Annotated in this window: 23 protein-coding genes and 1 tRNA gene; 14 read left to right on the forward strand and 10 right to left on the reverse strand. The window is 35.6% G+C overall.

Annotated features, from left to right (window positions below):
* Nucleotides 1–132 precede the first annotated feature (132 nt).
* From LNP23_RS02975 to LNP23_RS02985, 3 genes are all read right to left on the reverse strand, one after another.
* Nucleotides 133–852, reverse strand: a complete 720-nt coding sequence (locus LNP23_RS02975; RefSeq protein WP_230003647.1) for a LytR/AlgR family response regulator transcription factor — start codon at nucleotides 850–852, stop codon at nucleotides 133–135.
* Nucleotides 815–1,576, reverse strand: a complete 762-nt coding sequence (locus LNP23_RS02980) for a sensor histidine kinase (RefSeq protein ID WP_230003649.1) — start codon at nucleotides 1,574–1,576, stop codon at nucleotides 815–817. The genes LNP23_RS02975 and LNP23_RS02980 overlap by 38 nt, the downstream gene beginning before the upstream one ends.
* A gap of 769 nt (nucleotides 1,577–2,345) precedes the next feature.
* A complete protein-coding gene (locus LNP23_RS02985; protein ID WP_047778919.1) occupies nucleotides 2,346–2,675 on the reverse strand; it encodes a DMT family transporter in 330 nt (109 codons plus the stop codon).
* 178 nt (nucleotides 2,676–2,853) lie between these two features.
* Here LNP23_RS02985 and LNP23_RS02990 point away from each other — a divergent pair, with 178 nt between their 5' ends.
* The 6 genes from LNP23_RS02990 (at nucleotide 2,854) to rpoN (ending at nucleotide 11,552) form a co-directional block, all read left to right on the forward strand.
* The gene (locus tag LNP23_RS02990; protein WP_230003651.1) at nucleotides 2,854–5,217 is read left to right on the forward strand and encodes an efflux RND transporter permease subunit; all 2,364 of its coding nucleotides are present in this window, start codon (nucleotides 2,854–2,856) and stop codon (nucleotides 5,215–5,217) included.
* A 335-nt stretch (nucleotides 5,218–5,552) separates the two neighbouring features.
* Nucleotides 5,553–6,680 carry an SPFH domain-containing protein gene (locus LNP23_RS02995; protein ID WP_230003653.1) on the forward strand — a complete coding sequence of 376 codons (1,128 nt, stop codon included), beginning with the start codon at nucleotides 5,553–5,555 and terminating at the stop codon, nucleotides 6,678–6,680.
* Between the two features lie 9 nt (nucleotides 6,681–6,689).
* Complete coding sequence (locus LNP23_RS03000; protein ID WP_230003655.1) at nucleotides 6,690–7,736, forward strand: TFIIB-type zinc ribbon-containing protein; 1,047 nt, start codon at nucleotides 6,690–6,692, stop codon at nucleotides 7,734–7,736.
* Nucleotides 7,737–7,989: 253 nt separating this feature from the next.
* The gene (gene asnS / locus LNP23_RS03005; protein WP_230003657.1) at nucleotides 7,990–9,423 is read left to right on the forward strand and encodes an asparagine--tRNA ligase; all 1,434 of its coding nucleotides are present in this window, start codon (nucleotides 7,990–7,992) and stop codon (nucleotides 9,421–9,423) included.
* A 195-nt stretch (nucleotides 9,424–9,618) separates the two neighbouring features.
* Complete coding sequence (locus LNP23_RS03010) at nucleotides 9,619–10,014, forward strand: GxxExxY protein (RefSeq protein WP_230003659.1); 396 nt, start codon at nucleotides 9,619–9,621, stop codon at nucleotides 10,012–10,014.
* A 77-nt stretch (nucleotides 10,015–10,091) separates the two neighbouring features.
* Nucleotides 10,092–11,552: an RNA polymerase factor sigma-54 gene (gene rpoN / locus LNP23_RS03015; protein WP_230003660.1), complete on the forward strand. Its 1,461-nt coding sequence runs from the start codon at nucleotides 10,092–10,094 to the stop codon at nucleotides 11,550–11,552.
* Between the two features lie 90 nt (nucleotides 11,553–11,642).
* Here rpoN and LNP23_RS03020 read toward each other — a convergent pair whose 3' ends face one another.
* The gene (locus LNP23_RS03020; RefSeq protein ID WP_230003662.1) at nucleotides 11,643–12,086 is read right to left on the reverse strand and encodes a hypothetical protein; all 444 of its coding nucleotides are present in this window, start codon (nucleotides 12,084–12,086) and stop codon (nucleotides 11,643–11,645) included.
* A 44-nt stretch (nucleotides 12,087–12,130) separates the two neighbouring features.
* Entirely contained in the window at nucleotides 12,131–12,721 is a 591-nt protein-coding gene (locus LNP23_RS03025) for a thymidine kinase (protein WP_047778925.1), read from the reverse strand.
* 242 nt (nucleotides 12,722–12,963) lie between these two features.
* Here LNP23_RS03025 and LNP23_RS03030 point away from each other — a divergent pair, with 242 nt between their 5' ends.
* From LNP23_RS03030 to LNP23_RS03060, 7 genes are all read left to right on the forward strand, one after another.
* A complete protein-coding gene (locus tag LNP23_RS03030) occupies nucleotides 12,964–14,091 on the forward strand; it encodes a hypothetical protein (RefSeq protein WP_230003664.1) in 1,128 nt (375 codons plus the stop codon).
* A gap of 106 nt (nucleotides 14,092–14,197) precedes the next feature.
* Nucleotides 14,198–14,920: a 16S rRNA (cytidine(1402)-2'-O)-methyltransferase gene (rsmI, locus tag LNP23_RS03035; RefSeq protein WP_230003666.1), complete on the forward strand. Its 723-nt coding sequence runs from the start codon at nucleotides 14,198–14,200 to the stop codon at nucleotides 14,918–14,920.
* A gap of 312 nt (nucleotides 14,921–15,232) precedes the next feature.
* Nucleotides 15,233–15,577 carry a HopJ type III effector protein gene (locus LNP23_RS03040; protein ID WP_230003668.1) on the forward strand — a complete coding sequence of 115 codons (345 nt, stop codon included), beginning with the start codon at nucleotides 15,233–15,235 and terminating at the stop codon, nucleotides 15,575–15,577.
* 140 nt (nucleotides 15,578–15,717) lie between these two features.
* Nucleotides 15,718–17,418, forward strand: a complete 1,701-nt coding sequence (gene recJ, locus LNP23_RS03045) for a single-stranded-DNA-specific exonuclease RecJ (protein WP_230003670.1) — start codon at nucleotides 15,718–15,720, stop codon at nucleotides 17,416–17,418.
* The gene (locus LNP23_RS03050) at nucleotides 17,408–18,688 is read left to right on the forward strand and encodes an MFS transporter (protein WP_230003672.1); all 1,281 of its coding nucleotides are present in this window, start codon (nucleotides 17,408–17,410) and stop codon (nucleotides 18,686–18,688) included. Before recJ ends, LNP23_RS03050 begins: the two co-directional genes overlap by 11 nt.
* Nucleotides 18,689–19,612 carry an alpha/beta fold hydrolase gene (locus LNP23_RS03055; protein ID WP_230003674.1) on the forward strand — a complete coding sequence of 308 codons (924 nt, stop codon included), beginning with the start codon at nucleotides 18,689–18,691 and terminating at the stop codon, nucleotides 19,610–19,612.
* Nucleotides 19,613–19,908: 296 nt separating this feature from the next.
* The gene (locus LNP23_RS03060) at nucleotides 19,909–20,265 is read left to right on the forward strand and encodes a hypothetical protein (RefSeq protein ID WP_047778931.1); all 357 of its coding nucleotides are present in this window, start codon (nucleotides 19,909–19,911) and stop codon (nucleotides 20,263–20,265) included.
* Between the two features lie 24 nt (nucleotides 20,266–20,289).
* Here the strand turns inward: LNP23_RS03060 and LNP23_RS03065 are convergent, their stop codons facing one another.
* From LNP23_RS03065 to LNP23_RS03080, 4 genes are all read right to left on the reverse strand, one after another.
* Nucleotides 20,290–21,042 carry a UDP-2,3-diacylglucosamine diphosphatase gene (locus tag LNP23_RS03065; protein WP_230003676.1) on the reverse strand — a complete coding sequence of 251 codons (753 nt, stop codon included), beginning with the start codon at nucleotides 21,040–21,042 and terminating at the stop codon, nucleotides 20,290–20,292.
* A gap of 73 nt (nucleotides 21,043–21,115) precedes the next feature.
* Nucleotides 21,116–21,571, reverse strand: a complete 456-nt coding sequence (locus LNP23_RS03070) for a 6-pyruvoyl trahydropterin synthase family protein (protein WP_047778933.1) — start codon at nucleotides 21,569–21,571, stop codon at nucleotides 21,116–21,118.
* 31 nt (nucleotides 21,572–21,602) lie between these two features.
* Nucleotides 21,603–21,779, reverse strand: a complete 177-nt coding sequence (locus LNP23_RS03075; protein WP_230003678.1) for a hypothetical protein — start codon at nucleotides 21,777–21,779, stop codon at nucleotides 21,603–21,605.
* 2 nt (nucleotides 21,780–21,781) lie between these two features.
* Nucleotides 21,782–22,549, reverse strand: a complete 768-nt coding sequence (locus LNP23_RS03080) for an enoyl-CoA hydratase/isomerase family protein (protein WP_230003679.1) — start codon at nucleotides 22,547–22,549, stop codon at nucleotides 21,782–21,784.
* Between the two features lie 105 nt (nucleotides 22,550–22,654).
* Here LNP23_RS03080 and LNP23_RS03085 point away from each other — a divergent pair.
* Nucleotides 22,655–22,728 (forward strand) — tRNA-Ala (locus LNP23_RS03085).
* A gap of 334 nt (nucleotides 22,729–23,062) precedes the next feature.
* Here LNP23_RS03085 and LNP23_RS03090 read toward each other — a convergent pair.
* A complete protein-coding gene (locus LNP23_RS03090; RefSeq protein WP_230003681.1) occupies nucleotides 23,063–24,076 on the reverse strand; it encodes a hypothetical protein in 1,014 nt (337 codons plus the stop codon).
* Nucleotides 24,077–24,551: the final 475 nt, after the last annotated feature.

Genomic DNA, 24,551 nt, shown 5'->3' on the forward strand with positions numbered 1-24,551 from the left:
AAATTTAAACCTAATTTTCAATCCATGTAACAAGTCCGAAAAACTTTGTAATAAGTTGGAATAGTTGATAAAAAAGAGCTTCGACTTTGCTTAGCTTGGGCTTCGACTCCGCTCAGCTTGACAGTTGAGAGGTTATATTTTTATTTTTTTTAAGAAGTCTGAACGATAGGTTTCGCTAAGTAATAGTGTGCTGTTTTTTTCGTTTTTTTCTAAATGATGTAAAACAATTTCGTTGTGATTAAAAAACTTAATGGCTTTTACCGCGACAATCTCTTTTTTGTTTACGCGACAAAAGTCGGTTTCGGGTAATTCTTTTAGGAGGGTATCAAATTTAACGTTTTTCAAATTCAGAAAACTGCCATCGGTCAACAGTACCGTTTTATCGCGGCTGTCGCTGATTGCGGTTTTTATGTATTGAATCTGATCAAAATACAGCAAAGTCTTTCCTTTATCGGTATTGAGCTGTATGAATTTTTTGGCTGCGTCGGGTTTGTGGAATCGTTCTGCTGCTTTTGAGATCGCTTTCTGTAAACGTTCCAATTTTACCGGTTTCGTGATATAATCTACTGCCTCGATTGTAAAAGCATCTGCAGCATATTCTTTATAAGCGGTACAAAAAATAACCAGCTTATTTTGCAACATTTCCGCCAAATGCAAACCGTTAATTCCCGGCATTTCGATGTCAGAAATTAATAAATCAAAATCGAGTTGGTCCATTTCGGTCAATAGTTTCTCGGGATTATTAAACGTTTTTACGATTTCAACTTCGGAAATTTGTTCGCAAAGCATTTTCAAATACGTTAATCCGGGTAACTCATCGTCCAGAAGCAAGCATTTCAGTTTTGTATTCAAGTAGATCAATTTTTAGGTGAGCAATGTAAACATCATTTTCTACAAATCTCTCGAGTTTGAAATTATTTCTGTAAATAATCCGCAGACGATGTTCTAAAGTCGAGTGGCCAATACCGCTTCGCTCTTTTTTCAGCACTTTTTTATCTGAGATTTTATTGGAAACGGTCATAGAAAACGCGTTGTCTTTAAACTCAAAAATCACTGAAATAAAAGCATCGGCACTTTGCAAATCGGCATGTTTGAAAGCATTTTCGATTAAATCAATAGAAATTAGTGGCGCCAGCAAAGGCTGCTCATACAATTTATCCTCTTTATTGATATTGGTTTTGATTTTCAACTCAAACAGCGGACTAATCTTGATTTTATTGATTTCGATTAAATTCAATGCAAAATCAATTTCTTCTTTTGCAGTGACAAATTTCTTTTTGCTTTCGTATAAAATATAATCCAAAACATTCGCCAGTTTATCTAAAGCAAAATAGGTTTGATAGGCATGCGATTGTATGGAGTTTAGAATATTCTTAAAAAGATGGGGATTCAGTTTTGCTTCTAATGTTTCCAGTTGCAAGTCATTGACTTTCATCTCGAGCGCATAAAAACTTTTTTCAGCATCCTCTTTTGCTTTTTTTGAATGCATTAATTGATACACCATAAAGCCAATGATGACAACCAATAATAAAATAATGGCTAAAAAAATAAAAGTAATGGTATCGTTTTCCTGCATAGTACTATTTTTTTTTCAACACGAATTTCACGAATTTTTACAAATTGAGCTCTCTTTTGACACTAAAAAAATCATTTAATTCATGTCATTCGTTGCGTTGTTCTGCCACAGATTAAACGGATTAAACGGATTCTCGCGGATTTTTTTTTGCCTGGCGCTAAAACTTTAAGCCTGTAACCTATTTTCTTGCCACGAATCACGCAAATTTCACAAACTAAAATATACGATCTGTGCAAATCTGTTTAATCAGATAAATCTCTGGTGGTGTTTTTTTGCCACAGATTAAACGGATTAAACGGATTCTCGCGGATTCTTTTTTAGCTTGGCGCTAAAACTTTAAACCTGTAACCAGTTTTCTTGCCACGAATTACGCAAATTTCACAAACTAAAATATACGATCTGTGTAAATCCGTTTAATCCGTTTAATCTGCGACCTTTTTTTGCCACGAATTCCACAAATTAAAATATACAATCTGCACAAATCTGTTTAATCAGATAAATCCTTGGTGGTGTTTTTTTGCCACAGATTAAACGGATTAAACAGATTCTCGCGGATTTTTTTTTGCCTGGCGCTAAAACTTTAAACCTGTAACCAGTTTTCTTACCACGAATTACGCAAATTTCACAAACTAAAATATACGATCTGTGTAAATCCGTTTAATCCGTTTAATCCGTTTAATCTGCGACCTTTTTTTGCCACCAATTACGCAAATTTCACGAATTGAAATATACAATATGTAGAAATCTGTTTAATCTGTGGCTAACCTTTTTAATGACTAGACACAAACTTCAACCCAATGATCGAAGCAATTAATGTCGAAAGAAAAAAGACTCTCCAAAAAGTAACCGGTTCTTTAAAAATCAGAATCCCTACCAAAACGGTTCCTACTGCTCCGATTCCTGTCCAAACGGCATAAGCGGTACCAATTGGTAAAACCTGTGTTGCTTTATATAGTAAAATCATACTGATAGAAAGACAAACAAAAAAGCCTGCCATCCAATAGGTTGAAATAATTCCGGTTGTTTCTTTCGCTTTTCCTAAGCACGAAGCAAAACCAACTTCAAAAAGTCCCGCAATAATTAACAAAATCCAATTCATTTTTGTTTCATTTTAAATTAAGCGCAAATATCCGAAAAGCTAAGCTAGTAATTCTAAAATCAGCTATAAATCTTAGAAATCCAATGGTAATTTTGTGTTAACATACCGTAAAAACTGAACCAATTGTTTATGATTTTGAGCACTTTTCACTACATTTGCATCCATTTTTAAAGATTTTATGAAAAACACTATTCAAGTCGGATTTTGGGAAAAAATAGCCCGAATCATACTTAAAAACAGAGTTGCAATATTAGTTCTCCTATCTGCCTTAACCATTTTCCTTGCTTATCAATGGAAAAACCTTTCTATGACCTATACCGAAGCCAATCTGCTTCCTAAAAATCATATTGCCAATAAAGACTATCAAAAATTCTTAGACAAGTTTGGTGAAGAAGGAAATCTTGTTGTAATTGGTTTTAAAGATCCTAACTTTTTTACTCCGAAAAATTATGCTGCCTGGAATGAATTAATGACAGGTTTAAAAGAATCCAAAGAAGTAGATTTAGTGGTTTCCTTAAACGATTTGAAGAAACTGGAAAAAGATACCGTTAACGAGAAATTTGTTTTGTCACCGTTTATCAACCAAAGCAAAACGCATGATCCGGCTTATCTGAAAAGTGTTCAATACGATCTGTTTCACAATCTGCCTTTTTACGAGGGACTATTGTTTAATAAAGAAAGTGGTAGTGTTCGATCTGCTATTTACATCAATAAAAAGATTGTAAATACAGCCGAAAGAAAAACTTTTATTCTTGAAAATTTAGTCCCAAAAATCGATAAATTCGAAAAAACTACGGGAATTGACCTGCGCGTTTCGGGGATGCCTTATATCAGAACCATCAATGCTGCCAATATGAAAGGCGAAATCGGACTTTTTATCGGTGCAGCTTTACTGACAGTTTCTCTGATTTTCTTTTTCTTTTTCCGTTCGTTCAGAGCTACTTTTATTTCCATCTGTATTTTGATTGTCGGGGTAATCTGGTCCTTCGGAACACTTGGATTATTTCATTACAAAATCACGATTCTAACGGCTATTATTCCGCCATTAATTATCGTAATCGGAATCACGAATTGTATTTTTCTGATTAATAAATACCAGCAGGAAATCAAACTTCACAATAATCAGGCAAGAGCTTTGCAACGTATTATTTCGAGAATCGGAGTTTCGACTCTAATGACGAATCTGACGACTGCAATTGGTTTTGCTACCTTTATGATTACGGGTAACGATTTGCTTTTTGAATTTGGTTTAGTGACTTCTATCAATGTGATCTCTGTTTATTTATTGACTCTTTTAATTGTGCCAATCATATACAGCTTTATGTCGATGCCAAATGAAAAACATTTGTATCACTTAACCAAAACCTATATTTCGACCCTGCTTGACTTTGTTGAAAATGTGGTAAAAAACAAACGCAAAGTAATTTACATCCTTTACGGTTTGCTTTTAGTTTTTAGTGTTATCGGAGTTTCACAAATGAAAGTTTCGGGAAGTTTGATCGGAGAAATGCCAAAAAGCGCTTCGTTCTTTAAAGACATTTTATTCTACGAAAAAGAATTCAATGGTGTAATGCCTTTGGAAATAATGATTGACACTAAGAAGAAAAAAGGTGTTATGAAAGCGTCTACCATTCGTAAAATGGATGAATTGCAAAATACAATTATCGAAATGCCTGAATTGGCAAAACCGGTTTCGATTGTAAATTTGGTTAAATATTCAAAACAGGCTTTTTACAACGGAAATCCTGAATATTATCAACTGCCAACTTCGCAAGAGCAGACTTTTATTTTGGGCTATGCTAAAAATGCGACGAAAAACAGTAAAGACAATTTAATGAAAGCTTATGTAGATTCGACTGGTCAATACGCCCGTATCACTACTTTCATGAAGGATATCGGTACAGATGAAATGGCGAGAGTCGAGAAAAAACTACATAAAAAAATTGACGAAATTTTCCCAAAAGACCGTTATGAAGTTACGGTTACCGGAAAAGCTTTGGTTTTCCAGAAAGGAACTTCGTATTTAGTAGACAACTTAATCGAATCGTTGATTTTTGCTATACTGGTGATTGCGATACTGATGTTGTATTTATTCCGCTCTTTCAAAATGGTTTTCGCTTCGGTTATTACGAATGTTTTACCGCTTTGCATTACTTCGGGATTAATGGGGTATTTTGGAATCCCTCTAAAACCGTCTACTATTTTAGTATTCAGTATTGCATTTGGAATTTCGGTAGATAATGCAATTCAGTTTATGGCGAAATACAAACATGATTTATTGCAAAGTAACGGAAAGGTCAAAAAATCTGTTTTCAGTGCTTTAAGAGAAACCGGAATCAGTACTTTTTATACTTCAGTAGTTTTGATTTTAGGTTTTGCCACTTTTACGCTTTCCAGCTTTAGCGGAACAATTGCACTTGGGGGATTAATTTCTTGTACACTTGCATTTGCGATGTTTGCGAACTTATTGGTTTTACCGGCTTTGGTTTTGACATTTGAGAAGAAGAAGGCGAAGAAAGAGGATTTGGAAGGATTGGAATAGTTTTTTGCCACGAATTTCACGAATTAGTGCGAATTGTTCAATTCGATTTATCACTACATCAAAATGTAGAGAAACAACGAGAAACAGCAATTTTATAAAATAAACACACACATTTACGAATTAAAATTCATGAATGTGTGTTTTTTTTTGATGAACCCCCAACTACACTTCGTATTTTCTTATTAACCATTTATTCACTTAACTAAATTTCGTTCTGATTTTTACGCGCGAAAAACAATCTAAAAATAAATATTAAAACAATAAAAGATCCTTTTTGTTCAAACAAGAAAACAAATTATTCTTACATTTGAATTTAAAATTTAACTAAATTAAAAATGGGGATATTTGATAGATTAAGGAATGAATTCCTTGACATCATTGAATTCGTAGACAATACCAACAATACTATTGTTTATAGATTTGAAAGATTTCAGAATGAAATAAAAAACAACAGTAAACTTATTGTTAGAGAAGGTCAGCAGGCTGTTTTCATGAATGAAGGCAAAATTGCAGACATTTTTAGCGCAGGAACTTATAATCTAAATACTCAAAATTTACCTATTTTATCTACTTTAAAAGGCTGGAAATACGATTTTAACAGTCCCTTTAAAGCAGAAGTTTATTTTATTAACACTCGCAACTTTATCGATCAGAAATGGGGAACAAAAAATGCGTTAATTTTAAATGACGATCGTTTTGGAATGCTGGAAGTCAGAGCATTTGGAACCTATGCTTTTAAAGTTGTTGATTCTCAAAAATTCATTCAGGAAATTGTGGGTACCGACGGACAATTTACCACCCAAGAAATTGCAGAGCAATTAAAAAGTATAATTGTTTCGCGTTTTACTGATGCAATTGGTGAAGCAAAATTACCGATAGAATCGTATGTAGGCAACACTACGGAACTTTCGACTACGATTTTTAACTTCATGAAAGATGATTTTGCGGATTATGGGATAGAACTCAGTAGATTTTTACTCGAAAACACCTCAATGCCTGAGGATATTAAAAAAGAGATTTTTGAATTAAGCCGTCTCAATAAGATAGACATGCAGAAATTCACACAATACAAAACAGCTCAATCTATTGAAAAAGCCGTAGAAAACCCTTCCGGAATTGCAGGAACCGCTTTTAGCATCGGAACTGGATTGCATATGGCAAAACAAATGATGCAGTCTTTCGACGAATCGTCTCAAACAGCGACAGCAAACCAAACTTCCTTTACACCGAATCAAACGCCTCCACCTTTACCCGTTGAAGGGAAGACTTATTTTGCTGCAATTAACAATGTTCAATCTGGTCCATTTAACGAAAGTCAGATTTCATCTCTAATCGAAAACAAACAGCTTTTAGAAGATACCTTGGTATGGAATCAAGGAATGGAAGGATGGCAAAAAGCCTCAACTGTGCCTGAACTGCAAAACATATTTTCAAAAATTCCTCCTCCATTGCCTAAAAACTAATCTTTTAAAATGAGAAACGCTGAAATAAAAGACGAAACACTAAAAGCTTTCAACTGCTCTAACTGTGGAGCTGGATTAAAATACAAACCCGGAGAAGAAAATTTAACCTGCGAATATTGCAAAACTGTAAATAGCATTCCGCAGCAAGAAATTATTATCGAAGAAGCCAATTTCGAGGAATATCTGGAGAAACTGGAAGCAGAAAACTTAGTCAATGAAAAAACAATGCACTGTAAAAGCTGTGGTGCAGTTTCTACAGTAAATGTAAACTCAAGATCATCCAGCTGTCCGTACTGCAGCAACCCTTTTACGGATGGAGACGCAAAAATGGATCTTGTAATAAAACCTTCTTACTTGCTACCTTTTAAAGTCGACAAAGAAAAAGCAATTCAAATTGGTCTCAACTGGATAAAAGACGTTTGGTACACAAAAAACACACAATCATCTTCACTAACAATAGAGGCCGTATATACCCCCTATTGGACTTTTGATATGAATACTCATACCGACTCTATTCTAAAAAATGCCTTTAATCGTTCATTTTCAAGTGTAACTACCCTTTTCTATGATGATGTGTTAGTCTCTGCTTCAGCAAATATCAGTCAGTATCTGTTAAACCAAATAAAGCCTTGGGACATACAAAAACTAACCGATACAAATGACGAATACTTAAATGATTATACTGTTGAAAAATACAGTATAGATCTAAAAAAAGGATTCCATGAGGCAAAAAAAATGGTTGATCAAGCCGTTAAAACAAAAATTACTTCAGATGCCGTCAATAAGATGTTCCATGCAGATATTATTCAGACGCAATATCTTAACATAAAATTCAAGCTTATTATATTCCCTGTTTATATCATTTCTTATGATTACAAAGGCAAGAAAAATCAGTTGTATGTTAATGGCTATGATGGAAAACTAGCTTCAGAAAGACCCAGAAACCCAATAGTTGCCGTATTCCTCAAAACAATACTAGTAATCACTATAATTTTCGCGGCTTTAATCCTATTATTAATGATCGCGTCTCTTTTTGCTCTCTTCCAAACTCCTTAAACAACATTAATCCGGAACAGTATTAATCGTTATGGATAGAATCTTTTCGATCGATACTGTTTTGTTTTTAAAGCGGTAATCACAATTACTAACTCTTTATTTTCAAGACGAATAATAGCAAATCCATTTAAAAATAATCTGATCTACTTTTTCTAACGCTATTGAATTACTTCTCGCTAGGACAATTACAAACAAATCAATTATATTTGCAGTTATTGAACAACAATATTATTTAATATCAATTTTATTAAAAATGAAACACACAAAAGTTAAAGACTTATTAAACAGTACTACGACGCTTCAGGAGGTTAATGCAAAAGGATGGGTGAGAACTTTTAGAAATAATCAGTTCATCGCTCTTAATGACGGTTCTACCATTAATAATATACAATGTGTTGTTGATTTTGAAAATACACCGGAAGAGACTCTGAAAAGAATCACCACGGGAGCTGCCGTTTCTGTAACTGGAACTTTGGTTGAAAGCAAAGGTGCAGGTCAGAAATACGAAATTCAGGTTTCTAAAATTGAAATTTTAGGAGATTCTGATGCGGAAAAATTTCCAATACAATCCAAGAAACACTCTTTAGAATTCTTACGTGAGAATGCGCATTTACGTGTACGTACGAATGCTTTTGGCGCGATTATGCGTGTGCGTTCGGTATTGTCGTTTGCAGTTCACAGCTATTTTCAACAAAGAGGTTTTGTGTATGTAAACACGCCAATTATAACCGGTTCTGATGCTGAGGGTGCAGGAGAAATGTTTAAAGTTACGGCTTTGCCATTTGACAATACACCAAGAACAGAAGACGGAAAAGTAAATTATAAAGAAGATTTCTTCGGAAAAGAAACCAACTTAACGGTTTCAGGACAGTTAGAGGGAGAAACTTTTGCTATGGCATTGGGTCAGATCTATACTTTTGGACCAACTTTCAGAGCTGAAAATTCAAATACTTCTCGCCACCTGGCAGAATTTTGGATGATTGAGCCAGAAGTGGCTTTCAACAATCTGGATGACAACATGGACTTGGCTGAAGATTTTATTCAATATGTAATAAAATATGCTTTGGACAATTGTGGTGATGATTTAAAATTCCTGGAAGGAAGATTATTAGAAGAAGAAAAATCAAAACCACAGGCCGACAGAAGCGAAATGGCTTTGTTAGAAAAGTTAAACTTTGTATTAGAAAACAACTTTAAACGTGTTTCTTATACTGAAGCAATTGATATTTTAAGAGATTCTACTCCGAATAAAAAGAAAAAATTCAACTATATCATTAACGAATGGGGAGCTGATTTACAGTCAGAGCACGAACGTTATTTGGTTGAAAAACACTTTAAATGTCCGGTAATTTTATTTGATTACCCGGCAAACATTAAGGCATTTTACATGCGTTTGAATGAGGACGGAAAAACAGTTCGTGCCATGGATATCCTTTTCCCAGGAATTGGAGAAATCGTTGGTGGTTCTGAAAGAGAAGAGCGTTACGACGTTTTAATTGAAAAAATGAAAGCCTTAGAAATCGACGAAGAAGAATTATCATGGTATTTAGATACCAGAAGATTTGGTTCGGCAACACACTCAGGATTCGGTTTAGGATTTGAGCGTTTGGTATTGTTTGTTACAGGTATGTCAAACATCCGCGACGTAATTCCTTTTCCTAGAACTCCTGGAAGTGCTGAGTTTTAAGAGATAAGTTATTGCCGCTAAGGCGCGAAGACGCAAAGTTTTTTTCTTTTAAATTTTGCTTGAACACAAAAAATAAAAATACCACGAAGACATAAATTCACAGGGTATCTTTTATTCTTTTTTCACTGACGACTTAAACCTCATCAGAGCAAATTAGCCTTGTGTCTTCGTGCTTTCGTGACAAAAACAAAAAAAATGCTCACAGAAAGAACAGAAGAAATAGGAAGAGTTATTGTAAATGCTGCATTTAAAGTCCACAAACAACTTGGACCTGGATTATTAGAAAGAGTTTATGAAGTTTGTCTGGCTCATGAAATCAGCAAGACCGGTCTTACTGTTAAGCGCCAGATTCATATTCCGATTATTTATGACGGAATCGTATTCGATGAAGGATTACGTCTCGATTTGTTAATCGAAGATTCTATAATCATAGAAATAAAAGCAGTTGAGCAAGTAAATCCGGTTTGGGAAGCACAAATTATAAGTCACTTAAAAATACTTGATAAAGATTTAGGCTTTTTAATCAACTTCAATGTTCCTTTAATTAAAAGTGGCATAAGACGATTTATACATACAAAAAAAGAGTATTAAAGCCTTTAAGGCAAATATAAAAAACAAAAAAACTTTGCGCCTTTGCGTCTTAGTGGCTAAAAAATTAGTGCCTTGTTATGCTAAAGCAATTTTTAAATTTAAAATTATCCCAAAAATTATCTCCACAGCAAATCCAGCTGATGAAGTTAATTCAATTGCCTACGCAAGCATTTGAGCAACGTTTATTAGAAGAAATGAACGAAAACCCGGCTTTAGAAGCTGGAAAAGAAGACGAATACGAACCTGATGAATTCTCTAATGAAGAATACGACGATTACGATGATGCAGAATCAGACCGAATTGAAGCAGACGACATTAATATAGACGAATATTTAAGCGACGACGATACCCCGGATTACAAAACGCAGGTTAATAATTACGGAGACGAAGAAGAACGCGAAACGCCTTTTGCTTCTCCGATTAGTTTTCATCAGGATTTAATCAATCAGTTGAATACTTTTATTTTGAATGACGAAGAGCGCGAAATCGCTGAGTTCTTAGTGGGAAGTATCGACGATATGGGTTACATCCGCAGAAGTGTGCCGGATATTGTTGACGACATGGCTTTTACTCAGGCGATTTATACGGATGAAGCTATGGTTGAAAAAATGCTCCATATCATTCACGAACTAGAGCCATCAGGAGTTGGTGCGCGCGATTTACAGGAATGTTTATTGTTGCAGTTAAAACATAAAACACCTACTGAATATGTTGACTTAGCGATTGATATTATCGAAAATCAGTTTGATGCTTTTACCAAAAAACATTACGATAAATTAATTCAAAAATACGGTGTTTCGAACGAACAGCTTAAAAAAGCCATTCACGAAATCGAAAGACTAAATCCGAAACCCGGAGGATCTTACACCGGAAACAATAAAGTAACCGAAAATGTAGTTCCTGATTTCGCCATCAGAATTGTTGACGGTGAGCTTGAATTGACTTTAAATGGCAGAAATGCCCCTTCCCTGCACGTTTCTAAAGATTATCAGGAAATGATGCAGACGTATAAAGATTCTCGTGATAAATCGACTGCACAGAAAGATGCGGTTCAGTTTATCAAGCAGAAACTGGATTCGGCCAAATGGTTTATTGACGCGATCAGACAACGTCAGGAAACGCTTTTTGTGACGATGAATGCCATTATGCATTATCAGGAAGAATATTTCTTAGACGGAGACGAAACCAAGTTAAAACCAATGATCTTAAAAGACATTGCGGATATGGTTGGTTTGGATATTTCGACGATTTCACGTGTTGCTAACAGCAAATATGTAGAAACACCTTACGGAACAAAACTGATTAAAGAGTTTTTCTCTGAAGCCATGAAAAATGATCAGGGCGAAGATGTTTCAACACTGGAAATTAAAAAAATCCTTCAGAACACCATTGAAGAAGAAGACAAGAAAAAACCACTTCCGGACGATCAACTTGCCGATATTCTAAAAGAAAAAGGATATCCTATCGCCAGAAGAACAATTGCCAAATACCGCGAACAACTTGATATTCCGGTGGCTAGGATGAGGAAGAAAATATAATTTTTTTCGACAAATAATATTAATGTATATATAAAACCCGACAGGTTTCAAAAACCTGTCGGGTTTGTTTTTTATTTTAAACTTCGAAAATTATTTATACTGATCCGGTAGTATAGTCACTTTAAACAAAAACACCTTCTTTTTGTCCTTGTAACTGTACACTAATGTAAAGTCATTATTGGCAAAAACTCTAAGACCCGGATTTGCTTTAGCCGTGCTCAGCAGACTTTTTTCAATCTCTTTATGAACTACATCGAGATCGGTCTTTTCTTTTTCTATGTTTACCAAAGTCAAGTTATACTGTGCGACTTTCTCATTTCCTTCCGGCAAACTCACGCTATCTAAACGAATTCCCTCTTGTATGGTTAAGGGGCAATTTGTATTGTATTTCTCAACTAATTCCTTTATTTCAGTATCTACTTCATCCGTACTTTTATAAAAATAAAACTGAATCACAAACACCAAAACCAATGCAATTCCAACCGTAATCATCAACCGAATATTCTGTCTTTCTTTACTTTCCTTTTTTTGCATTGTTTATTTTGGTTTTAATGTTATTTAGAAAATCAAAAATAAAGCTATTTCTCCTGATTCTTTTTCATGGCATTGTAATAGGCAGCACGACTAAGCGGCTCATATTCTTCTGTTTCACCAAGCATAACCAGCTTGTCATTATCTGTTTTTCTGAAACTATAGTTGGCTAAGTTTCCCGTTCTGGTACAAACGGCGTGCACTTTAGTAACATATTCAGCGGTTGCCATAAGTGCCGGCATGGGTCCGAAAGGGTTTCCTTTAAAATCCATATCCAATCCGGCAACAATCACCCGAATTCCCTGATTGGCCAAATCATTACAAACCGTAACAATTTCGTCATCAAAAAATTGGGCTTCATCAATACCAATGACATCGCAACCTTGTGCTAAAATTGAAATATTAGCAGCTGCCGGTACCGGTGTTGAACGAATTTGATTGGCATCGTGTGACACCACCATTTCGTCATGATAACGGGTATCTATAGCGGGTTTAAAAATTTCGACTCTTTGTTTGGCAAATTGGGCGCGTTTTAATCTGCGAATTAACTCCTCGGTTTTACCCGAAAACATTGATCCACAAATAACTTCAATCCAACCAAATTGTTCTTTGTGATTTACTGTATTTTCGAGAAACATTTTGTATTTTTCTACCTTTTAAAATGAATAGTTTTTATTACTTTGTACTGGTAATAATTTGACGTAAAAAAATGCTTTTTTTACATTTTTCAAAAATAGATAATTTTTATCAAATCGAAGATTCGCAAACGCTTATTAACAGAAATAAAAGTAAGATTAAGCGATTTTCCTTCGGCAATCAAAGCCATTCAGGCCAATTAAAAACACACTAAAGTACCGTATTCACTATAATTTCAACCGTTATGAAAAAAAAATTGGAAGCCGATTTAATCAGCATTGCACATCGAATTCTAAAGCTTAAAAGCAAATCCGATATCAATCAGTTATATCTTGAAACACAGAAATTATATGAAAAACTAGCGGTTCTGAAGTTTGTAGACGAAAACTTCGACACTTTGAAACCAACAATCGGACGCAGTGAAGTAGAATCTCATGTAGAAACCATTTTCGAAAAAGAAGATTTAGCTCCTGTAGCGATTCAAACAGAAGAAATAACTCCGGTTGCCGCTGAAGAAACTTCAGAAACCGCAGCAGAAGTAATTCCTGATCCGGAAGTTAATGAAGAAAAAGAGGAAGAGCCTGTAATTGAAATCCCGGAAGAGGAAATCAAAGAACCAATTGCTGAAACTATTGAAGAAACCGCTACAGAAGAAATTGTAGCAGAAGAAATTGTAGCAGAAGAAATCGAAGAACCGATAATTGAAACAATTGTTGAACCGATAACCGCAACTATCGAAGACGAAGAACCTGTAACAGAAACAATTTCAGAAGAAAAGATTGAAACGCTTGCCTTTGATACATCCATTTCCGAAGAAACAGCAGAAACAGAGATAAAAGAAACACTTTCTTTTACAACCAAAAGTGATTTAAACCCGATTCCGGATTTCAAACCTGCTTTTGAACTTACAGAGGAACCGGAAGAGAAGCCAAAGGAAGAAACAGAAACAAAACAAAATCCAATTCAATTTTTGTTTGAAGATTTTGGCGTTAATTATGCGGATGCTGAATTTGTAAAAGTAGATAGTTTTGAAGCCGTAACGCCTACCTCATCAATTCCGGAACTTAAAGAAAATAAAACCGTTGAGACTGTCGTTATAGAGAAAACAGAAACAAAAGCAACTTCCTTAAACGAAAAACTGGCAAAAGGTTTTCATGTTGATTTGAACGATCGAATTGCCTTTACTAAAAATCTTTTCGGAAACAGCACCGAAGATTACAGCCGTGTTTTAAATCAGCTATTAACTTTCGATTCTTATGGCGAAGCAGCCGAATTTATTGAAAATATGGTAAAACCGGATTACAACAATTGGGAAGGAAAAGACGATTACGCACAACGTTTTCTTGAAATTGTAGAGAAGAAATTCTCTTAAACACAAATCTCACCCATTTTCACGAATTTCAATACTTGATGCCATTTCGAAAGACAATGATTTGCATCAATCTGTGAAATTCGCGTTTTAAATAACAAGCTTAATTATGTCTAAATTATATATCGTTCCAACGCCAATCGGCAATCTCGAAGACATGACCTTCCGCGCCATCCGGATTCTGAAAGAAGTCGATTTGATTTTGGCCGAAGACACCCGAACGAGTGGTAAACTCCTAAAGCATTTTGAAATCGGCACGCACATGCACAGCCATCATATGCACAATGAGCACAAAACAACAGAAAACTTAATCGCTCGTTTGAAAGCGGGTGAAACAATTGCGCTAATTTCGGACGCAGGAACTCCTGCTATTTCAGATCCGGGATTTTTATTGACACGTGCTTGTGTTGAGAATAAAATTGAAGTGGAATGTCTACCCGGCGCAACTGCCTTTGTTCCCGCATTAGTAAACAGCGGCTTGCCAAACGACCGTTTTATTTTTGAAGGCTTCCTTCCGGAGAAAAAAGGCCGCCAAACCCGATTTTTGGCTTTAGCCGAAGAAACCCGAACCATGATTTTGTATGTTTCCCCACACAAACTACTGAAAACATTAGTAGAATTTGTGACTTATTTTGGCGACGACCGACAAGTTTGCGTTTGCAGGGAATTATCCAAAATGCACGAAGAAAATGTTCGCGGTACAGCAAAAGAAGTACTAACTCATTTTGAAAAAACAGCACCACGTGGTGAAATTGTCGTTGTTGTGGCTGGAAAAACAATTGAGAAAGAAGCTAAGAAGAGTAAATATTCTAAGGACGAAGAAGAAGAATAAAAGTACACAATATTAGTTCAACACGAATTTCACAGATTAACACAGATTAAAAAATTCTTTGTAAATCTTTTAAATCTGTGGCGAAAAAATAAAATCAAGATTACACAATACAAATTCAACACGAATTTCACCAATTAACACAGATTATAATCCTTTGTAAATCTTTTAAATCTGTGGCAAAAAAATAAAAACAAGAGTACGAAATACTAGTTCAACACAAATTTCACAGATTAACACGAACCTTTGTGTTTATACTCCAATTTTAATTCGAGAAATTAGTAAAATTCGTGGCAAAAAAATAACACACACAACATGAGCGTACAAGCCTTTTTAGAAAAATTAAACCAGACTCCAACTGCAATCGCTTTTACTGAAACCATTGCAACTGTAGAAGAAAATTATAACTTCACCCCAACTGCTTTTCAAAACGGAAATCAACACAATGCTGCCGGAGAAAATTCGGGTTCCTGTAAAGTTTTTGCTTTTGCTAAATTGCAGAACTTAACACAAGAGCAAACTTTAGCCTGTTTTGGAGCATATTATTTTGATGAAGTGTTGGGCGATCCAAACGGAACAAACCATCAAAACATAAGAAACTTTATTACTAATGGTTGGAACGGAATTCAATTTGAAGGAACAGCTTTAGAAACAAAATAATGTAAATTTTACGCTGTCAGGTTGAGCGAAGTCGAAACCCCTCGATCTGACAAAATAAAAGCACTCTTTTTAAAGATTTTGATTAAACGATTTCTAAAGTCCACAATCTAAAATCTGAAATCTAAAATCTACAATTAAAAATGCGTTGGACTTTAAAACCTAAACCTTCTCAAGATAAAATCAACCATTTGGCGCAAGCCTTAAATGTAGAAGATTTTGTGGCAACACTTTTGATTCAGCGTGGTATTGAAACTTTTGAAGAGGCTAAAAATTTCTTTCGTCCTTCGTTAGAGCATCTGCACGATCCATTCCTCATGAAGGACATGGACAAAGCGGTTGTCCGCATAGAAGCGGCAATCAACAACCAGGAAAACATACTGGTTTTTGGAGATTATGATGTTGACGGAACAACGGCCGTTTCATTGGTTTCTTCGTATTTAAAATCTCATTATCCGAATGTTGCCACTTATATTCCGGATCGTTACGACGAAGGTTACGGCATTTCTTTTAAAGGAATTGACTTTGCCGATGACAACGGATTTTCACTAATTATCGCTCTTGACTGCGGAATCAAATCAATTGACCACATTGCCTACGCAAAAGAACGAAACATTGACTTTATTATTTGCGATCACCACAGACCCGGAGAATTTCTGCCAGACGCTGTAGCCATCTTAGACCCAAAAAGAGAAGATTGTTTCTATCCGTATGACGAATTATGTGGTTGCGGAGTAGGCTTTAAATTAATTCAAGCCTTAGGGAAAAACAGAAATGAAACTATCGCCGATTTAGTTCCTTATCTCGATTTAGTAGCCACCGCAATTGCCGCAGATATTGTTCCGATTACAGGAGAAAACAGAGTTCTCGCTTATTTCGGATTGCAAGTAATCAATAGTGCTCCAAGACCTGGAATTAAAGCTTTGGTTCATCAGATAAAAAAGCAAGTTTTAGATATCTCTGACGTTGTTTTTATCATTTCACCCCGAATAAATGCTGCGGGAAGAATCAAACACGGAAATCACGCGGTAGAGCTATTGACCGAATTTAATTTTGAACAAGCACAACAATTTGCCTCAGAAATTGAGCAATACAATGCAGATCGCAAGGATCTGGACAAAAAAATCACCAAAGAAGCTTTTCAACAGATTCTAGAAAATAACGAACAAGACCGCTTTTCTACCGTTGTATTTCAGGAAGACTGGCACAAAGGTGTAATCGGAATTGTAGCTTCAAGATTAATTGAAACCTATTACCGTCCGACCTTGGTTTTCACGAAAAGTGGCGATAAATATGCTGCTTCTGCCCGATCGGTAAAAGGTTTTGATGTGTATAATGCACTGGATGCCTGCTCAGAACATCTCGAGCAATTTGGAGGTCATATGTATGCTGCCGGAATGACACTGAAAGCAGAAAACTACAAACCCTTTAAAGCGGCTTTTGAAAAACAGATCGAAAAAACCATTTTACCGGAAATGCGAACTCCGGAAATCGAAATTGATGCTCAAATCAATTTCACAGATTTAACTCCAAAACTGATCCGAATTTTAAAACAGTTTGAGCCTTTTGGACCACAAAACATGACGCCCGTTTTTATGACCGCTGATATAAAAGATACCGGTTATGCCAAAACATTGGGTGCCGACGAAGAACATTTAAGGCTTTTTGTCAAACAAAATGGTTCAGATGGAATTGCCGCCATTGGATTTGGACTTGGAAAAAAAATAGACATCACAAAAAATCAAAATACGTTTCAGCTTGCGTACTGCATAGCCGAAAACGAATGGAACAACACTATTTCTACTCAACTTATGTTAAAAGACATTAGAACAAATGAAAGATAAACCCAAAAAAGCCGACCCCTATCAGGCACTTCGATATAGAGAATTTAATGTGTTTTTACTCCTGCGTTTCGCCATGGTTTTTGCCTGGTCCATGCAATTTATTGTAATCGAATGGGAAGTTTACAGCTTAACCAAAAACCCGCTTTCTCTAGGTATTATTGGATTAATGGAAGTTATCCCAGCCGTTTCGATGGCTTTGTTTGCGGGACACATTGTCGACCAAAGAGAGAAAAAAGGATTATTGGTAAAATGCATTCTAGGCTTTTCGGTGATTAGCTTTGGCTTGTTTTTATTGACCTGGCCAAAAATAGTTGACGGATGGTCCTCTACTGTTATTTTATACTCGATTTACTTTTTGGTCTTTTTAGGCGGACTAGTTCGCGCTTTTCTCGGACCCACTATTTTTTCTCTGTTGTCGCTGATTGTACCTAAAAAAGTATATCCAAATGCTGCAACCTGGAGTAGTTCGGTTTGGCAAATTGGCGCCGTTATGGGGCCTGCCGTTGCTGGATTTTCTATTAATTTCATCGGAGTTCATTGGTCTATGTGTTCTGTTTTTGCCTTTTCGCTCTTTGCTTTAATAGCCCTGTCGCAAATCAGTAAAAAACCCATTTTGAATCCAAAAATCGGTGAACCGGTTATGGAAAGTTTAAAGGAAGGTCTCAAATTTGTATTCAATAACAAAACAATACTGGGCGTACTTACACTGGATATGGTCGCGGTTCTTTTTGGAGGAGCCGTTGCTTTATTACCTGTTTTTGCACAGGACATCCTGAAAGTCGGTCCGGAAGGATTTGGCGTTCTAAGAGCGGCACCTGCTATTGGTGCTTTTATTACGATGTTAGTCTCCGCTTATGTGCCTTTGTATAAAAGAGCAGGAATGAAACTTTTGGTTGCCATTTTTGCTTTCGGTTTGTGTATTATATTATTTGGTGTTTCAACCATTTTCTGGTTGTCTGTGGTTGCCTTGTTCTTAAGTGGCGTTGCAGACGGAATTTCGGTCGTAATTCGCCAAACGATTTTGCAACTTAAAACTCCCGATCACATGCGCGGACGCGTTGCTGCAGTAAACTCGATGTTCGTTGGTTCATCGAATGAATTAGGCGCTTTTGAAAGCGGTTTAACAGCAAAATTAATGGGAACGGTAACTTCAGTCGTTTTTGGTGGAAGTATGACGCTTATAACCGTTTTAGCAACCGGAATAAAATCACCATCTTTTAGAAATTTAGATCTTCAGAAAGACATGGAAGATCATCAAAATATGGAATAAATGAAACAATTGTTACTGACTTTCTTCTTTTTATTATCCTGCTGTTTTGTAAAAGGCCAAAATCTGTACATCAAAACATACGGTGATAAAACGAAGAAAGCTTTAATTTTCATTCACGGAGGCCCGAGCGGGAATTCAACTTTATTTGAAAGTACAACAGCCCAAAAACTGGCTGACAATGGCTTTTATGTTATTGTTTACGATCGCAGAGGCGAAGGAAGATCTGTAGATTCGACCGCTAATTTTACTTATGATGAAGCTTTTCAGGACTTAAATGGAATTTACAAAAAATATCATCTGAAGAAAGCTACACTTATCGCGCATAGTTTTGGAGGGTTGGTTGCCACACTTTATACCGAGAAATTTCCCAAAAAAGTAAATTCGCTTGTACTTGCAGGAGCTCTGATCTCACAACAGGAAACCTACGACCATATTCTGAAATCTGTAAAAAAGACTGCTTTAGAAAAAGGCAATACTACACAATTACAAAAGATCACTCTCACAGAAAACCTAAATAAAAACTCCGCCGCATACCGAAAGGCTTGTTTTGATCTGGCCAGTGAAAACGACTACTTTAAAATGCCCAATCCGACCGAGGCATCAAAAAAGCTATACAGCGATTATGAAACTGGTCCTTTTTATAAAACAAACATTAGAAATAAAAACGCCCCGATTCTTTTTTATACTAATGAAAAGCGCAACAACATCAACAACAAACCTGTACTAGAAAAAATAAAAGCTCAGGGCATCCCAATCTACGCTGTTTATGGTCAGGATGATGGTATTTTTTCTTCAGATCAGATCAATTGGATTGAGAATTTAGTAAGAGAAGATCATTTTACTCTGATTGGAAACTGCTCCCATTATTTATATACAGATCAGCAAGAGGCCTTTTTATCCAGTATCCAAAAATGGATTAAGTAAAGTCACTACATTGCTGGTAAGCAACAAACAAGAATAGTCGCGAGGTTAAAAGATAGAAATCTCCAGAAAATCTCGCAAAGTCGCAAAGTCGCAAAGTTTTTTTTTAACCTTTATCGCTTTGCTCCTATGCGCCTTTGCCCCAAAAAAATTTAAAAGTTTTTTACTTCCTTACAACTATTGGACCTTATTCTAAAATTGACACACCTTAGCGCAATTAAAATTTATCTTATTTTATGATTTTTTTATTTAGAATTAATATAAATAATATTTATATTTGTTGAAATAAAAGATTTACGATGAGAGAAATTGCGCAAATATACCATAACAATTTTGGAATATCCTTTTACTGGAAGAATGGAAAACAAGTTATATCAGAGAAAGTTCAACTTGTTTTTAAAGAAACCGGTTTTTATTTTACAGTTGAAGAATTGAATCAATTTTGTGATTTGATTGAAGATAGCATGACCGAAAATGCTTGTTGCGAAGCTTGTGAATTAAAATATTCCTGTCATAAATTTCTACTAAAAACACCTTGTTCTCAAATAGACCTGGCTGTTTCTATGACAGAATTGAAATCGATTAAAGATTTGGTTGAAGGTTCCTTATTCAAAATTGAATTGGAAGAGTATGTATATGGCGTAGGTTTAAACTAAGAAATAGTCTAAAAATCTCCGTGTTTACTTCTCGAATTTCAGCAGTTCGAAATTATTTCCATCAAAAACACCATAGGTAAAATAGCCAATCCAATCGCCTAGATTTACATAATCGGAATTTTCACCGACCGGCATGATCATTGGCAAATGACGATGACCAAAAACAAAATAGTTGTAGTGTTTGGTTTCTAGTTTACGCTTAGCATATAATACAAGCCATTCGTTTTCTTCGCCCAGAAATTTCACATCCTCAGCACCCGAAATCAATTTATTTTTGACTGACAGGTATTGTGCCAATCGAACACCGATATCAGGATGCAACCAGCGGAAAAGCCACTTAGAAAAAGGATTCGTAAACACTTTTTTCATTCGTTTGTACCCCATATCACCGGGTCCTTTACCATCACCATGACCTATTAAAAAGGTTTTACCGTTAAAAGTAAACTCTTTATTATCGTGATAAACCGGTATATTCAATTCGGTTTGAAAATAATCTTCCATCCACAAATCGTGATTTCCGACAAAAAAATAGATTGGGATTCCACTATCGCGAATTTCAGCCAGTTTTCCCAAAACGCGTACAAATCCTTTTGGGACAACCGTTTTGTATTCAAACCAAAAATCAAACAGATCTCCCAACAAAAAAATAGCTTCAGCATCGTGCTTCACCTGCTCTAACCAAGCCACAAATTTTTGTTCACGAGGAAAACTCAACTCTGCAGTCGGAGCTCCAAAATGCTGATCAGAAGCAAAATATACTTTTTTATTTGAAATCATTTAATTAAAATACGTTTGAAATTGAATTTTAAAACCCAAACATTTTTGGAATTTGGAATTTGGAGTTTGGAATTTACTTTAAGTTGTCACTAGCATACCACTCCGCAAACGAAGATTCCGTTTCCTGCAATTTTAGTGAGAAAAGTGAAATTTCGGCAGGCAAACGTGCAATGATTCGCTCGGCAAAATCAACCACCATATTCTCGCTTGTTGGCTGATAATCAACTAAAATAACGTGATGTCCACGGTTTTTTAATTCATTTGCCAGTTCAACATGTGGTGTCGTTTCGTTAAAAACAGTCGCATGATCAAACTGATCGACGATTTCTTCTTTTACAATTTTCTTCAGATCCGAAAAATCGATAACCATTCCGTATTTCACATTGGATCGATCCGTAATTGGCGAGCCAATAACCGTTACCGATAATTTATAACTGTGTCCGTGAACGTTTTTACATTTTCCGTCGTAACCGTATAAAGCGTGACCGGTTTCGAAACTAAATTGTTTTGTAATTCTGATATTACTCATCGATTTGAATTTTAGGTTGCAAATTTACAAATTAATAACCGTTTTCATCTCTTTTTTTGGCTCTGTTATACATAAAATAGGCAATTCCGATTAAAATCACGAAAGGAATAAACGATCCGATCACAACTCCAATTTGATAATTGCTATCCGGAGCGGTTTTCATTTTCTCAGCAACATCAATTTTCTGAAAGAATAAAAGGATATTCATCACTATTGTTTTTTAAACTGCATCAAAGCATTTTTAGTAAAGTCAGACAAAACTAACTTTCCGGTAATGGCAGCGCGTTCAAAAAGTAATGATTCCCAATTTTCTGTTCCTTCCCAAATAATTTTTTTCATTTCAGACAGAGCTTCCGGATTATAAGCACTCAGTTTTTGAGCAAAACTTGCAACAGCAGCATCAAGTTCATCTGCATGACAAACTTTAGAAAACAATCCATTCTGAAGCGCCCAGTCCGCTGTTTTCCACTCATGCGCCGCAAGTGTCATTTCTGCCATAGCCATTTTACCGATTTTACGCGATACAGCAGGTTCAATTACAAATGGGCCGATTCCAATAGCGAGTTCTGATAATTTTACAGCACTTTCAGGAGTTCCAAAAGCATAATCGCAAGCGGCAATAATACCAACGCCACCACCAACAGCCTTTCCCTGAACACGTCCTATAATAATTTTCGAACAGCTGCGCATGGCATTTAACAAATGGGCAAAACCAGAAAAAAACTCCCTACCCTGTTCTTCATTTTCAACCGCCAGAAGTTCATCAAATGAAGCGCCTGAGCAAAAAACCTTGCTTCCTTCGCTTTGTAAAACAATTATTGAAATAGTTTCATTACTACTTAACGAATGAATCTCAGCCGTAAGTCGTTTTAATAATGTTTTTGGAAAAGAATTACTGGCCGGATGACCAAATTGTACAGTTGCAATTGCATTTTTAATAGTGGTTTGTAAAGATCCGCTTTGGTTATCTGAGCTCATAAAAATAAATTTGATCGTAAAGTTACGGTTTTGAAAAATATTTTCATCTGATGTGATTTGAAATTTGTTTTTTGAAAATTAATTGCCTTTATTTGCTAACGAATTGGGGGATTAGCTCATTTGGCTAGAGTGCTTGCCTGGCAGGCAAGAGGTGACCGGTTCGAATCCGGTATTCTCCACGAAAACTAAAAGCCCTTGTATTTTTTTACAAGGGCTTTTCTTTGTTTTCACCACAGAACTTTGACAAAGAGCTACTAACTTAGTATAAAAACAGTTAGATAGTTTTTTTGCCACGAATTACACTAATTTTCACTAATTACTTTGTGAGCAGTAGAAAAGATTGAATCATTTTAATCCTTTAATCAGTGGCAAAAATTTCTCGTCAAGAATATCAATAAGACAGGAAATATCAAAACAAAATATCACGCAGATTTTGCAGATTTTCACAAAAGCAGCAATAAAAAAATCTGCTAAATCTGCGTGAAAAACTTCACCCCAATAAATCTAATCTCCTTAACGTTTTAAGGCTAATCCGGTAATCCAGACGTTAACCGGCGTCAGCGGTACAATAGTTGGCGTTCCAGCCAGATCAATTCGAATATTTCGCGCTGGCAAATTACTTCCGCTAGTGTCCGGTGTAGACAAATAAAATTTTTGATTACACTCGTTATAAGTTGTACTGAAAAATTCATAATTCACTTGAAAACCTAACGATATTACGCTTGCTTTTGTTACAGCCAGTGGGTTCGTTACATCAATTTCTACCAAATCTGTACTGGCAGCAGACCAATCTTCATGTAAAGCATACAACTTATTTGTCCCTTTAAACTCTAAACCTATAATGGTTCCTGATGAAACTCCGGGTATTACTGAGGCAACGATTGTATTTGTAGATCTGTTATACGTTATAATATTGTTTCCAATTGCAAAATAGATCAAACTACCACCATCGGTTGCTGATGTAAAATTCCAGGAATAATTACCGCTAATATTACCGCTTGGGATCGTAATAGAATTGACCAATGCATAGGAACTATCCAAAACACTAAAAACCATATTTACGCCAGTATAAGTCATGTTTCCAAAATACAAATTACCTCCTGAATACACCGGAGCATTGGTAATGTTAACACCTGCAATTCCCGTTGTAATTGGAGTAAAAGAAATTGCTCCCGCAGCGTTAATCGTTATTAATCTTTTTTCTTCTGCAATAACCAACTTATAATCTCCTGTTGCAGCATTGTACACCGCATTATTTGCAGACGACAATTGTATAAAAGCTGGCGTAGCCGGATTGGTAATACTTATGTTGGCAATAGGTACCCAATTGGAGACTGCTGTCGAATTATCAAAATAGCCAAAGAAAGGCATTGCGCTTGCATTATTTATATTTCCCGTAAAAGCCAAACCGAGTACGTCGATACTTGGACAAGCTACAGTTGGGTTGGGTTGATCATTATTTGTACAGCTACCAAGTAACCATACTGATAAAAATAAATATCCGGTTTTAATTAAATTAGTTTTCATGATTTCTCTTTTTTAGTATTATATGATTATATCAATCCTTTAATTAATTTGTTACCCAGCAGCTCCAGTTTGCATTTTGGTCTAGCCCCTCATCTATACTCGCTCCAATTAAAAGAAGAGTTAGTAGTTTGCTCCGTTTCCAAACAAAAACAGCTGCCGTCACATTAGACGGCAGCTGTTTTTGTTTTCGATTTTGGATGTTCTTATCTAAAAATAGTAAAACCTCAACATCATTTCTTCGGTGTTAATAGGGCTTACAATTCACATGAGTTATAAAAAAAGAAGTACATTCTTACGTTTTAAAATTTGAGCTGTATTTCAATACTACTATTCTTATTTGAAATCGATATAGTTGTCCTAAGCCTAAATTCACAAGCGTTAGTTTAACAATAAAAAACCTAATTAACCTTAGTTTTAAACACTTAACACCTTCTTACGATTTGATTTTTACAGTGAATTCATTACAATAGACGGG

It is taken from the genome of Flavobacterium cupriresistens (genome assembly GCF_020911925.1).
Lineage (GTDB): Bacteria > Bacteroidota > Bacteroidia > Flavobacteriales > Flavobacteriaceae > Flavobacterium > Flavobacterium cupriresistens.

Bases quoted from the DNA above. Each gene is read 5' to 3' on its own strand.
- rsmI (WP_230003666.1), top strand. From the start codon at position 14,198: ATGTCTAAATTATATATCGTTCCAACGCCAATCGGCAATCTCGAAGAC.
- LNP23_RS03070 (WP_047778933.1), bottom strand. From the start codon at position 21,571: ATGAGTAATATCAGAATTACAAAACAATTTAGTTTCGAAACCGGTCAC.
- LNP23_RS03060 (WP_047778931.1), top strand. From the start codon at position 19,909: ATGAGAGAAATTGCGCAAATATACCATAACAATTTTGGAATATCCTTT.
- LNP23_RS03090 (WP_230003681.1), bottom strand. From the start codon at position 24,076: ATGAAAACTAATTTAATTAAAACCGGATATTTATTTTTATCAGTATGG.
- LNP23_RS03000 (WP_230003655.1), top strand. From the start codon at position 6,690: ATGAGAAACGCTGAAATAAAAGACGAAACACTAAAAGCTTTCAACTGC.
- LNP23_RS03075 (WP_230003678.1), bottom strand. From the start codon at position 21,779: ATGAATATCCTTTTATTCTTTCAGAAAATTGATGTTGCTGAGAAAATG.
- LNP23_RS03020 (WP_230003662.1), bottom strand. From the start codon at position 12,086: ATGCAAAAAAAGGAAAGTAAAGAAAGACAGAATATTCGGTTGATGATT.
- rpoN (WP_230003660.1), top strand. From the start codon at position 10,092: ATGCTAAAGCAATTTTTAAATTTAAAATTATCCCAAAAATTATCTCCA.
- LNP23_RS03010 (WP_230003659.1), top strand. From the start codon at position 9,619: ATGCTCACAGAAAGAACAGAAGAAATAGGAAGAGTTATTGTAAATGCT.
- LNP23_RS02990 (WP_230003651.1), top strand. From the start codon at position 2,854: ATGAAAAACACTATTCAAGTCGGATTTTGGGAAAAAATAGCCCGAATC.
- LNP23_RS02985 (WP_047778919.1), bottom strand. From the start codon at position 2,675: ATGAATTGGATTTTGTTAATTATTGCGGGACTTTTTGAAGTTGGTTTT.
- LNP23_RS03080 (WP_230003679.1), bottom strand. From the start codon at position 22,549: ATGAGCTCAGATAACCAAAGCGGATCTTTACAAACCACTATTAAAAAT.
- LNP23_RS03055 (WP_230003674.1), top strand. From the start codon at position 18,689: ATGAAACAATTGTTACTGACTTTCTTCTTTTTATTATCCTGCTGTTTT.
- LNP23_RS03030 (WP_230003664.1), top strand. From the start codon at position 12,964: ATGAAAAAAAAATTGGAAGCCGATTTAATCAGCATTGCACATCGAATT.
- LNP23_RS03065 (WP_230003676.1), bottom strand. From the start codon at position 21,042: ATGATTTCAAATAAAAAAGTATATTTTGCTTCTGATCAGCATTTTGGA.
- recJ (WP_230003670.1), top strand. From the start codon at position 15,718: ATGCGTTGGACTTTAAAACCTAAACCTTCTCAAGATAAAATCAACCAT.
- asnS (WP_230003657.1), top strand. From the start codon at position 7,990: ATGAAACACACAAAAGTTAAAGACTTATTAAACAGTACTACGACGCTT.
- LNP23_RS02995 (WP_230003653.1), top strand. From the start codon at position 5,553: ATGGGGATATTTGATAGATTAAGGAATGAATTCCTTGACATCATTGAA.
- LNP23_RS03050 (WP_230003672.1), top strand. From the start codon at position 17,408: ATGAAAGATAAACCCAAAAAAGCCGACCCCTATCAGGCACTTCGATAT.
- LNP23_RS03040 (WP_230003668.1), top strand. From the start codon at position 15,233: ATGAGCGTACAAGCCTTTTTAGAAAAATTAAACCAGACTCCAACTGCA.
- LNP23_RS03025 (WP_047778925.1), bottom strand. From the start codon at position 12,721: ATGTTTCTCGAAAATACAGTAAATCACAAAGAACAATTTGGTTGGATT.
- LNP23_RS02980 (WP_230003649.1), bottom strand. From the start codon at position 1,576: ATGCAGGAAAACGATACCATTACTTTTATTTTTTTAGCCATTATTTTA.